The sequence below is a fragment of the Rothia sp. 32237D007AR genome (assembly GCF_053544675.1).
The window spans coordinates 38,124-49,749 of sequence record NZ_JBPPUO010000003.1 but is presented as its reverse complement, the minus strand read 5'-3'; the positions used below and the strand labels follow the sequence as shown (position 1 = coordinate 49,749).

Annotated in this window: 10 protein-coding genes; 5 read left to right on the top strand and 5 right to left on the bottom strand. The window is 51.8% G+C overall.

Going from position 1 to position 11,626, the window contains the following annotated elements; translation table 11 throughout:
- The first annotated feature begins 33 nt into the window (after positions 1-33).
- Complete coding sequence (locus ACED87_RS03005; RefSeq protein ID WP_449083491.1) at positions 34-867, top strand: ParA family protein; 834 nt, start codon at positions 34-36, stop codon at positions 865-867.
- Between the two features lie 79 nt (positions 868-946).
- Here ACED87_RS03005 and ACED87_RS03000 read toward each other — a convergent pair whose 3' ends face one another.
- From ACED87_RS03000 to ACED87_RS02980, 5 genes are all read right to left on the bottom strand, one after another.
- A complete protein-coding gene (locus tag ACED87_RS03000) occupies positions 947-1,540 on the bottom strand; it encodes a MerR family transcriptional regulator (RefSeq protein WP_449083563.1) in 594 nt (197 codons plus the stop codon).
- 227 nt (positions 1,541-1,767) lie between these two features.
- Positions 1,768-2,523: a transcriptional regulator FtsR gene (ftsR, locus tag ACED87_RS02995; RefSeq protein ID WP_449083490.1), complete on the bottom strand. Its 756-nt coding sequence runs from the start codon at positions 2,521-2,523 to the stop codon at positions 1,768-1,770.
- A gap of 5 nt (positions 2,524-2,528) precedes the next feature.
- The gene (locus tag ACED87_RS02990; RefSeq protein ID WP_449083488.1) at positions 2,529-2,966 is read right to left on the bottom strand and encodes an FHA domain-containing protein; all 438 of its coding nucleotides are present in this window, start codon (positions 2,964-2,966) and stop codon (positions 2,529-2,531) included.
- Positions 2,967-3,220: 254 nt separating this feature from the next.
- Positions 3,221-3,607: a glycine cleavage system protein GcvH gene (gene gcvH / locus ACED87_RS02985; RefSeq protein WP_449083486.1), complete on the bottom strand. Its 387-nt coding sequence runs from the start codon at positions 3,605-3,607 to the stop codon at positions 3,221-3,223.
- Between the two features lie 104 nt (positions 3,608-3,711).
- The gene (locus ACED87_RS02980) at positions 3,712-7,197 is read right to left on the bottom strand and encodes a bifunctional proline dehydrogenase/L-glutamate gamma-semialdehyde dehydrogenase (protein WP_449083484.1); all 3,486 of its coding nucleotides are present in this window, start codon (positions 7,195-7,197) and stop codon (positions 3,712-3,714) included.
- A 177-nt stretch (positions 7,198-7,374) separates the two neighbouring features.
- On the opposite strand from ACED87_RS02980, the gene ACED87_RS02975 reads away from it, so the two are divergent.
- The 4 genes from ACED87_RS02975 to ACED87_RS02960 all read left to right on the top strand — a co-directional run bounded on the left by ACED87_RS02975 (position 7,375) and on the right by ACED87_RS02960 (position 11,246).
- Positions 7,375-8,040 carry a LysR family transcriptional regulator gene (locus ACED87_RS02975; protein ID WP_449083482.1) on the top strand — a complete coding sequence of 222 codons (666 nt, stop codon included), beginning with the start codon at positions 7,375-7,377 and terminating at the stop codon, positions 8,038-8,040.
- Positions 8,041-8,048: 8 nt separating this feature from the next.
- Positions 8,049-8,279 (top strand): hypothetical protein, encoded by a 231-nt coding sequence (locus ACED87_RS02970; RefSeq protein WP_449083480.1) that lies wholly within the window; start codon positions 8,049-8,051, stop codon positions 8,277-8,279.
- 103 nt (positions 8,280-8,382) lie between these two features.
- Positions 8,383-10,152, top strand: a complete 1,770-nt coding sequence (locus ACED87_RS02965; RefSeq protein WP_449083478.1) for an AAA family ATPase — start codon at positions 8,383-8,385, stop codon at positions 10,150-10,152.
- Positions 10,153-10,163: 11 nt separating this feature from the next.
- Positions 10,164-11,246, top strand: a complete 1,083-nt coding sequence (locus ACED87_RS02960; protein ID WP_449089599.1) for an HNH endonuclease — start codon at positions 10,164-10,166, stop codon at positions 11,244-11,246.
- Positions 11,247-11,626: the final 380 nt, after the last annotated feature.

Genomic DNA, 11,626 nt, shown 5'->3' with positions numbered 1-11,626 from the left:
TGTACCCACAAAATTCGAGAGGCTTCCCTAGCAATGAGCAGCGTGGTAAGTATTAGCAGCCTAAAGGGCGGCGTCGGCAAAACATCAGTCGTACTCGGGCTAGCATCAGCAGCTCAAGCCAGCGGCCTACGAACCCTCATCATCGACCTAGACCCTCACGGAGATGCCTCCACCGGCCTAGGTGTGACCCCCACCGAAGGCACCGACATGGGCACACTCCTCCTGGCACCATCTGACTACTCCCTAGCAGAGGAAATCGTCCCCGCCTCCTGGGCCACCCTAGGCAGCCTAGGCAACGCCTCACGCACCGGCCTGGACGCTGGCACCTGGGTAGGGCGCGCATCCGCCCGCCTCACAGCCCTAGAAGGCCTCGATTCAGCCACCCTACTCCCCCGCCTCTCAGAGCTCCTTGAACCCGTACAGGAAAGCTTCGACCTCATTCTCATCGACTGCCCGCCCATTCTGGGCCGACTCACCGAAATGGCCTGGGCAGCCTCTGGCCGCGTCCTTTCCGTTGCAGAACCCTCGCTCTTCTCCGTTGCTGGCTCCGAACGCACCCTACGCGCCATTGCCCGCTTTGAAGCTAACACCCAGTACGCCGTCGAATCAGCCTCCGTCGTCATCAACAAGGTGCGCCCAGGGGACCCCGAACACGACTACCGCATCGAAGAAATGAAAGTGCTCTTCGGCGATCTCGTCGCAGACACCATGCTGCCGGAAACCCACCTGCTACAACAGATTCAAGGCTCAGCCTACCCTGTGCACTACTGGCCCGAAGAAGAAGCCCAAGACCTTGCCCACCTCTTCTCCACCCTCTTAGCGGGACTCCTAGAATCAGTTGACCAGGAAGCAGCAGACAACAACTAAAAACCCCACACACCTCGACCTGCACACAAGAAACCCCCGCCCTCGCATCCTGCGAAGGCGGGGTACATTCTATAGCTCTTTAGGCGCCAGCCTTACGGGCTCGGCGGGCTGAAAGCTCATCATGAACCTCAGCCTCTTGCTGCACCTCCTGGGCAGTATTCTCGCCGGGCAGCTCGCTCAAAGACACCTCAAGTTCACGCCAAACCCGGCCGATAGCGATACCAAAGACACCCTGACCGGCCTGCACCAAATCAATCACCTCAGAGGCCGAAGTGCACTCATAGACCGAGGCACCATCAGACATGAGGGTAATACCAGCCAAATCTTCAACACCACGAGAACGCAGGTGATTAACCGATGTACGAATCTGCTGCAAAGAAACACCAGTATCGAGCAGGCTCTTGACAATCTTGAGCACTAGAACATCGCGAAAAGAATAAAGACGCTGAGACCCAGAACCCTTGGCAGAGCGGACGGTCGGCTCCACCAGGTGCGTGCGCGCCCAGTAGTCCAACTGGCGGTAGGTAATCCCCGCAGCCTTACAAGCGGTAGGGCCGCGGTAGCCCAGGTTCTCATCAACCAGAGAAACCGGGTCATCAAACAATACGCCCTGCTCACCCACCGGAGAGGTGCGGGGCATGACATCTTCAATACCCAGCAGGGGCTGATCCATGGGGGCAGGTACGCCTCGAAGCGCAGCGGGGGCGCTAGGGTCACCGTTATGCTGTGTCACGGTTTGAGGTTCCTTCCCTTGAACTGATCATGGACTCTCTTATCCTACCCGCCCAACACCCCTTTTGCCGGTTAATCGGCAGGCAGGAGCACCGGCGTTTTAACATGGCTCTAGTCATTAAGACAGGGCACATTCACCCAGCGCCCCTCACCTGAAAGCACACAGAGCTAGTCGAAACTCGGCATGCTACCAGCGACCAGGGCCATATGTAGACGCAACAAAAGCTGGGCGATATCACCGGCAAGCTCTGCAGCGCGCGCCTGGGACTCATCATCCTTACGCAAAGCCAAGGGGCCCACCGCAGTTTCTACCAGATCAACTTCACGGTCAGCAGCAGCACGGAAAGCCCGCAAATGGCGGGGGTGCAGGCCGTGGGCAGTGAGCTGGTTACTCACCTTCGTGACAGCCACATCGTACTGGTCATAGGCTTCTTTATTCTCAGCCAGTAAGCCGTAATTCATCAGCTCACGCAGCAGGGGCATATCCACCCCAGCCTCCTGGCCCAACTCACGCAAAGTATAGGTGCGTGCCTGCTCTACAGGCGATGCTGGGCGGGCACTGCCCAGCTCATCAGCACCCGGCCGCGCGGACGCGTCCGCACCACTACCCTGCTCACTGGCAAGTTCGGCACCGGGGGCAGGGGCCACCCCCGCATCAATATCAGCTAGACGCTGACGAATCACCTTCAGCGGCAGGTACTGGTCCCGTTGTAGCTGCAACACAAAGCGCAGACGCTCAATATCTTCTTCCGAATACTTACGGTAACCAGTATTGGTACGCTGCGGGCTCACCAGACCTTTATCTTCAAGAAAGCGAATTTTTGAGGCACTAATACCCTCAAATTCGCCCTCCAAGGCGCTGAGCACCTGGCCGATGGTCTTATTCTTTACCCCAGCAGTTTCAGCAGAGGGAGCCTGAGCCATAGCTGCTACCCCTGGCCCTGGTAGAAGGCAAAATGGAATTTGCCAATGTAAATCTCATCGCCATTACGCAGGTAGGCCTCATCAACGCGGTCCTTATTCACGTAGGTGCCGTTGAGGGAATCAGCGTCGGTGAGGATAAAGCTTCCAGCATTGGGAATGAAGAGGGCGTGGCGGCGGGAGACGGTCACGTCATCCAGGTAAATGTCTGAGTCAGCGCTACGGCCTGCGATGATGGGCAAATCTGCCCCATTTTCATCAGTTCTGGGGCTCAGCAGGAAGCGGGCGCCCTTGAACTGGCCTTCTAGCCCAATGAGGACGGCAGAACCGGCGGGCAGGGTTGCCAACAGGTCACGTTCTTCGGCAGTGGGGTTATGGGACTGAGATACGCCCAGGGCTGCCATGGCGATAGTAGTTGTGGGTGGGTGGGCTTCGTGCTGGGCCATAGAGTCTCGTCCTTCTGTCCTTGGGCGGCTGGGTTCTCGCCCTGGTGTATGTGTGATGTGTAGAGTAACAGTTCAAGGTCACGAAATGGTAAACAGTGAACCGTTCGTTTAATCTTAGCCACTCACCCTCTATTCTGCCCGGTTCCTACCGTGTTCTCCCACCAATTTCTCCTGTTTTTACCCAAAGCTAAAGGGCTGTCTTTTTGGGTAAAAAGACAGCCCTGAGCATCTAGCAGCTCTGACGTTACCGGGGTTTAGGCAATTTCTGCCTCGTAGTCAGCTGCTGACAGTAGACCCTCAAGATCTGCGGTATCGCTGGGGCGAACTTCAATCAGCCAGCCCGCACCGTAGGGGTCAGAGTTCACAATTTCAGGGGAATTCTCTAGGTCTTCATTGACGGCAACAATCTCACCAGCAAGAGGGGCAAAGAGGTCTGAGACGCTCTTGGTGGATTCAATTTCGCCGAAGGTGGTCTCTGCGGCGATAGTTTCACCGACCTCAGGCAAATCAACGTAGACGACATCGCCCAGTTCGTTTTGTGCATGGTCGGTGACACCGATACGGACGGTGCCATCAGCAGTGAGCTCGCCGACCCACTCGTGTTCTTTGGTGTACTTGAGTTCTGCAGGAACATTGCTCATCGGAGGTGTCCTTTTCTCTTATGGGACTTGTGGGGCAGTGCCATCGAGGCGCGTGAAACTCGACGAGAGAGCACCAACGAGGGAGAAGGGCTCTTACCTAATAATTATATGACACCCTCAGAGAACCTGTAAGGGTTACCAAACCGGTGGGCAGTGATAGAAACAGCCTGTTCACGTAGGAAAGGTAGCATTTCAATGCGACCTGCTTCGGTCACAGGCTGGAAGTAGACCGCAATATCGGGGCGACCATCAAGCGCCTCATAAACGCTAGCGGCATCATTACCGATGTAACGTATGCGGGCACCTTCCAGTGCGGTCCCCTCAAGCTGCTGGGAGGGGGTCTTGGCGATTTTGGCCAGCGATGCCCGGTAGGCGGCGTCGCTCTGTTCAAGCAGGGTGATGCCTGCCCCGCGTAGGGCACCGGCGATAGCTACCGGCATGCTCTGGCCTGTGGAGAACTCAATACTTGCACCGGCTGCCACCCCTGCAAGGAGTACGCGCAGGGCCCGGTTACGGTCACCATTCTCGTCCAGGCGTACCTGAACAGTGATGGGTAGGTAGCGCAGGATGTTGCGTTCAACGCCCAGCTGGCTGGGGTCATGCCCCACACCAAACTCGGTGGCCCAGGCCTCAGCGTCGGAGCTTGCCGCGCGGGCCAGCATATCGAGAGAGCCATCATGAGCGGCGGTGGGTTCGCCCAGGGCAGCAAGAATGGAGCGGACGCCCGCCTGTGAGGGGGCGGTGGTGGCGGTGGATTCTGCGGTCTCCCAGTCAGAAAGGGCGACCAGGTAGTTAGGCCCACCAGCCTTAGCACCAGAACCCACAGTTGATTTCTTCCAGCCACCAAAGGGCTGGCGCTGCACGATAGCGCCGGTGATGCCACGGTTGATATAAAGGTTACCGGCCTGAACCTTAGAGAGCCAGAGTTCCAGCTCCCCGGCGTCCAGAGAATGCAGACCAGCCGTTAGACCGTAGTCGGTGGCGTTCTGCAGCTCGATAGCTTCCTCCAAACTGGCCGCCTTCATAACACCCAGAATGGGGCCAAAGTATTCGGTCAGGTGGTATTCACTGCCGGGTTTGACGCCTGCCCGCACGCCGGGCGACCAGAGCCGACCAGTCTCATCCAGCTGCTCGGGTTTGATAACCCAGGTTTCACTCTCGCCCAGGGTAGTCAGACCGCGCTTGAGTTTGCCCTCTGGCTCCTCAATCAGAGGGCCCATCTCAGATTCGATATCATGAGGGTAGGCAACGTGCAGGGACTTTACGGCATCAACCAGCTGGTTGTAGAAGCGCTTAGACTCCCCTACTGAACCCACCAAAATCACGGTGGAAGCCGCTGAGCATTTCTGGCCTGCATGGCCGAAAGCCGAAGAGACGACGTCCTTGACCGCCAAGTCGAGATCAGCGTTAGGGGTGACGATAATAGAGTTCTTACCTGAGGTCTCGCCGAAGAGGGGCAAATCTTTCCGCCAGGATCGGAAGAGCTCAGCGGTCTCGTAGCCACCAGTCAGAATCAGGCGGTCAACGACCGGGTGGGCAATGAACTGCCGACCAGCCTCGCGGTCCGTGACCTTAACCAGGCGCAAAACCTCACGGGGAACACCTGCGCCCCAGAGTATCTCAGCAAGCAAGGCACCAGTACGGGCAGTATTGGAGGCAGGTTTGAAGATGACGGCTGAACCTGCCGCCAGGGCAGCAATAACACCACCGACAGGAATTGCAGTCGGAAAATTCCAGGGAGGAATCACCAGAGTAAGCTTAACCGGCTGGTGGCGGGCACCGTCTACCGAATCCAGGCGCTCTGCCAGCATGGCGTAGTAGTAGGCGAAGTCAACGGCTTCTGAAACTTCAACGTCACCCTGGTCCAGGGTCTTACCGGCCTCATAAGCCATAATTTCTAGCAAATCCCCGCGGCTCATAGCCAAAGCTACCGCTACCTTACGCAGAATCTCAGCACGCTCTGAGGCAGGGCGGGCACCCCATGCCTCGCTAGCTACTCTGGTCTCAGCAAGCAGGGTTTGGGCGTCCTCACCAGAACCCAGCTCGTGGGCAGCCAGGGTTTCGATACCAAGCTGGGTGGTCTTTGAACGCTCTAAGATGGCGCGGCCCCACTTACGGTTAGCAGCCAGAGCTGGGTCAGTATCGGGAGTATTTTCAAAGGTTCCCTGAGCGGGCTTAAAAACCGTCTCTTCTGTTTCTTCTAGACGATTCTGGGCACGTTGTGGCGTTAGCACCTGGTCGGTGACCTCGCTGAGAGAGGACAAGAAGCGGGTTTTTTCACGCTCAAAAAGGGCAGGAGAAGAACCCAGATCGAAGACCGCGCTCATGAAGTTCTCACTCGAAGCGTTTTTTTCCAGGCGGCGCACCAGGTAAGAGATAGCCACATCGAACTCTTCGGGGCGCACCACAGGAGTGTAGAGCAGCAGGTGGCCGACCCGGCGGCGAATCACCTCAGCTTGCTGGGAGGCCATACCGATGAGCATCTCAAACTCGACATCCTTCTCCACACCGCGATCTTCAGCCAGCAGCAGGGCAAAAGCAACATCAAAAAGGTTATGCCCGGCAATACCCAGACGGACGTTCTTAGTGCGCTCAGGATGCAAGGCGTAGTTGAGGATGCACTTGTAGTTAGTATCTGTCTCCTGTTTGGAGTGGCAGGTGGTTAGGGGCCAGCCGTGCAGGGCAGCTTCGACCTTCTCCATAGAGAGATTAGCGCCCTTAACCAGGCGCACCTTGATGCGGGCCCCACCAGCCTCCCGGCGCTGAGCGGCCCACTCTTGGAGGCGCTGCATAGCTGCCAGGGTGTCAGGCAGGTAGGCCTGGAGCACGATACCAGCTTCAAGGTTTTTCAGGTGGGGTTGGTCAAGGATCTTGGTGAAGACCTCGATAGTCATATCCAGGTCTTTGTATTCTTCCATGTCCAGGTTGATGAACTTCTGGGCAGGAGAGCTGGCAGCCAGCTCATACAGCGGGGTGAGGCGCCGGACAGCCTCGTCCACTACTTCCTCAAAAGCCCAGTGGGAGTGCGGGCCTGATACTGAGGAAACCTTGATGGAGACATAGTCGACATCATCGCGGGCCAGCAGACGCTTGGTTTCGCTCAGGCGGCGCTCCGCTTCGCAGTCCCCCAGCACGGCTTCACCTAGCAGGTTGATGTTGAGCTTATTACCGGTTGAGGTCAGGTGCTTGATAGCAGGGCCCAGCTTTTCATCGCGGGCATCAACGATCAGGTGGCCGACCATCTGACGCAGAACTGCGCGGGCCACAGGCACCGTGGGCCAGCTAGCTTGAGCCGCCAGCGTGCCACCTAGCCCTACCGCACTCTTCATATACCAGGGCAGAAAGGAGGGGACGATAGGGGCAATACGGCCCAGGTTTTTACCGGCAACGGCCTGGTCTTCGGGGCGTACTACGCCATCGACGAAACCTACGGTGAAGTCAAGTCCTTTCGGGTCTTTAAGGACGCCAGCTAGCTTCTGCGCTGCAGGGTCGGCCGGGACATTCTGCGCTTCTTCAACCCAATCAGCAACGAGCTGGATAGCTTGATGAGCTAACTGCTGGTGGTGGGTATCGTTTAAAGGCTGTGCCATGGGTGGTACCTCCTGCTAGCCCGCGCGGGGGCGGGGTGAACTTTGTGTCTTGTTATCCATTTCACCATCTTTGGGTGCAAGTTACACTATTAGAAAAATGAATATTATTTAGGCAGTATGTTTAGTTCTGCTAACCTGTATTCGTGACGCTTTCCACCCCGCAGCCAGGAGTGCACCATGTACGATTTGCGCCGGCTGGCCATGTTGCTTGAGATTCATGAGCGCGGCACACTGGCCGCAACAGCCAAGGCCCTGCATCTGACATCCTCCGCTATTTCCCAGCAAATTACGACGTTGGAAAAAGAGGTGGGCACTCCCCTGTTGCGCAAGGTGGGGCGCCAAGTGGAGCTGACCACCGAGGCCCTGATTTTAGTGGAAAGCACCCGCAATATTTTGAAGGAACTAGACGCCGCCCGCACCCGCATCACCCTCTTGGAGGGGGTGCCTGCCGGGCAGGTGCGGCTGGCAATCTTCCAGTCAGCCGCCAAGGCTCTGCTGCCGGGCGCGCTGGCCCATCTTGCGGAGCATGCCCCGCAGGTACAGCTGCATGTGGTTCAGATTGACCCGAAGACCGGCCTGTCCCTGACTCGCAGCAGGGAGTTCGACCTGGTAATTGCAGAGTCTTACCCCCACCACTACATTCCCGAGTACCCCGAGCTTACTTCTGAGCTCCTCACCGAGGACGCCCTCGACCTGGTGGTTGCCGCCGATGCTGAGGTTGAGAGCTTGGACGACGCAGCCCGCCTACCCTGGGTTTTTGAGGGTGAGCATAATACGTCACGCACCTGGGGGGTATCAACCAGTGCAGGGCGGCGGGGTTCGAGCCGCAGGTGCGCTACGTGATTGATGATTTGAACACACATTTGCAGCTGGCAGCGGGCGGGGCGGCGGCTATTATGCCGTCCTTTGCCCTGCCCGCTGCCGGCAACGAACTGAGCCGGGCACACGGGGTGAAGGCTATTCCGTTGCCCGGCGCCCCCTACCGCGAGATTTATGTGGCCACCCGCACCGAAAGCACAGGCCAGCCCGCCATCAGAGCGGTGAAGGACGCGCTGAAGGCGGCGGTAGGACAACTACCCTAGCTGCGGAGGTTTTCCATATTCAGCTCAGGTCTTCTGGTTTATAGTCTTTGATAAGATTTCTTGCAGGAGGTTATCTGACGAGTAGTTCACTGAGATTACTCTATTGTTTGCTGTTTTTGAAACTGCAATGGCAAGCACTCTAAAGTTTTTGGATGTGACAAAAAATTATCAATATATCCCATATATAAACAATACATGCAAAGCAGGTGAATTGTTGACAATTTTTATTAGAAAAGATTTTGACACCATAAGCAGGGCAGGGCTTAAAGAAGCCAAGGACGATTTTAATTCTCAAACCACTGATGGTGTTTACATATATTATGGTTCATGGAATGACTATGGATACTACACACACTGCACACTATTTATCCTTAATAACGAATTCAGAAGTGAATCATTTAGTATAAAAATTGCCTCAAAACAAACGCAACGTATTACCGGCAGTGATTTACCACTCAAGAGGAGCGCACTAGAAGAAGCATCCGAACAACATGGCCCAACTCTCGACCAGTTGCCTGATGGCTTCTATTCAATAGGGAATGAATTTTATTATAGAAATCTGCACGAATACCACAATTCAGATTCATTAGATAAAGAGTTCATTCTAGAAATATTGAATGATATATCGCTAGATTTAAATTTACTAGATGAAATTAAAACCCAGAATCCTGGTGTGTTTGAATTTTCTTTTATGCGTGACGTCCCGTCTGAGAACCTAATTCGGGGATATTACCACAGACTATGCACGCTCCGGAAAGGAGCATCGGCAAAAGAAGCACAAACAACACTAGATTTTAAAATTCATTTTGATTCTGAAAAATCACCTTATGTCGGAGATATATCTTTTAAGACGACAGAATCAAATATAAAAAAGTATACAAACGCAAACATTATATCCCTCATAGGAGCAAACGGTTCCGGGAAAACCCGGCTTTTGGAAGATATCTTCCTAGGGGAATTTTCAGAACTATCATTCCCCAATGAAAGCACAAAAACTTCAAGATTAAGTAACTATTTCTATATTTCGTTCTCGCCATTTCAGAACAAAGAAATTATATCAAGAATTTCAACCAACGATAGCTCCAGTTCAGAAGTTATAAATAATCTCTATTTGGGAATTTACTCAATCCCTAAGGCTGATTTAGAGTACGGCGAACACGAAAAATATACAAATGATCCTGATATCCGAAAAAATATCTCTGAATTCATTTCCCCACATTTGCAACTCCTCTTATGGATGAAGGACGATAGATTCAAGCTCTGGATAGAATCTATCGAGAATATTACACCAGATTTTTTTGAAAATTTGAATATTTTAGACAGTATCGATGATTCAGATCTTACGTTTGATAAAATTCTGCAACCGCTTGAAAAAAATCTAAGCATTCAGAGTTCTGGGAACCTCACATGTATTGCAACGTTAACCGGGTTAATAAGCATGATGTCTGATAGTAGTTTATTACTATTTGATGAGCCAGAGAACTATCTACATCCCCCATTGCTAGCAAAGTTTATTGAATCTATAGGGAAAATCTGTACTGTAAAAAATTCAGTAGCAATCCTAGCTACACATTCTCCTGTGGTACTCCAAGAAACGTTATCACAAAATGTCTGGTTACTTGAAAGATTAGATTCTGGAAAAGTTTCCGTGTCAAACCCATCGTTAAAGACGTATGGGGAAAATACAGGTAAAATTAACCGGGAAATTTTTAGATTAGAATCTATAAACTCAGGATTCTATAAAAGGATTAAGGAATTTATCAAAGATAAAAATTCATATGACGGACTAGAGTACATTCGAATAAGAGACGAACTCATCCAAGAGCTCGGCGTCGAAGGTCAAATGATTTTTGCGAGTTTAGAAATTGAATAGGAAAACTTTTTATGTATCCAGATTCATACGATATTCCAAAGTTAAGCTATGAAGATTTCTTTAAACTACATCGATATGATTGCGCCCAAAAAGAACTTCCAACCGATGCTCAGTCATTACGCCAAAGAAGATCGGATAATAAATATCTCATTGATCCACATGCAGCCATTCTGCTTTATTATTTCCTTGAAATGCTAAATAGGGATTATGTTGAGTCAGCACAATGCAACAACTTTTCGATTTTAATAAATAAGATTATAGACTTCACAGACTGGTTCGAAAACAACTATCCTATCACCACCCCGGAAGGCAGCAGAATTCTCTTCAAAGACTATATGAAAGATGCTTACGAAAGATATCGTGACTCTTACGTGAGTCATCCGAGGAGCTACTCCAACTATGGCTTATGTAGTTACTGTAAATTAAGCTTAGCTAATACATGGGATCATTTTATCCCTAAAGATAAGTACCCAATTTTAGCAACATCTCAAATCAACTTAATTCCCTGCTGCTCCGAGTGCAACTCGAATATCGGTGAACAAGATTTTGGCGATATAGGTTCCACACTGTTACATCCATACTTCTTAAATGTAGACTTGCTGGAAAAAATCGCTTTTGAAATAGATACACTGCATGATGTATTAGCAATAAAATCATATCCGCCTGACTCCTCAACTAATAATATAGATAGTGCGAATAACCATTATAGGAAGCTTAAACTTAATGAGAAATACCGAGCATTCCTTCCTAGCCTTGTGATGGAGTTTTGTGAACATATTCATTCATTAGAAACTCTCCCAAATTTTTCAATTGATAATAGTATAGAAGACTTAAAGAGAATATATACCAATAATAGAATTAAACATAAACTATTGATAGACATTTCGGAAGAAATAGGGAAATTTAAAACTTTTTACTATAAAAATTTTGGTGAAGGTGGCCAAATCAATGTTAGCCTCACAGACATATCCGGCTTCGTATCAATTCCGCAGAAGGTAATAGATTTTACGTTAAAATCTGAAGAGTTAAGAACTTATTTTGATGGTTCTTCACACGGTGTGATATCAGCGCTATCTCCACCAAGAGACAACTAACCTATAAGTACCACACATGGCGTTAAATCTCTACAGGTACCTTCAGCCCATACATGGAAGACCGTTACCACGCCAGACCGGCCTACAACTCGCCGTTTGCAGCGCACAATTCATCACTCTGTTCACAGCCCTCTCAAGGGAGAGATTAGAGGTGTTCTCAGAAGGAGCTTCACCTTCACAAGTCTAGGTGACGAAGGTTCACTGCCAAGCTGCTGACTTGGGGCTGGTGTGAATCGCCTTGTGAGCGTCGGCGAACCAGGTGAGAAGGATCAGCTACGAGCGTGAGCCTGTAGAACCTTTTGAAAAAGCCTCATACCTGTTCTAGTTCAAGCTCATCCGTTATCAGCAGTTATTCGTTCCATGCCCGGTACGGTGTGGGT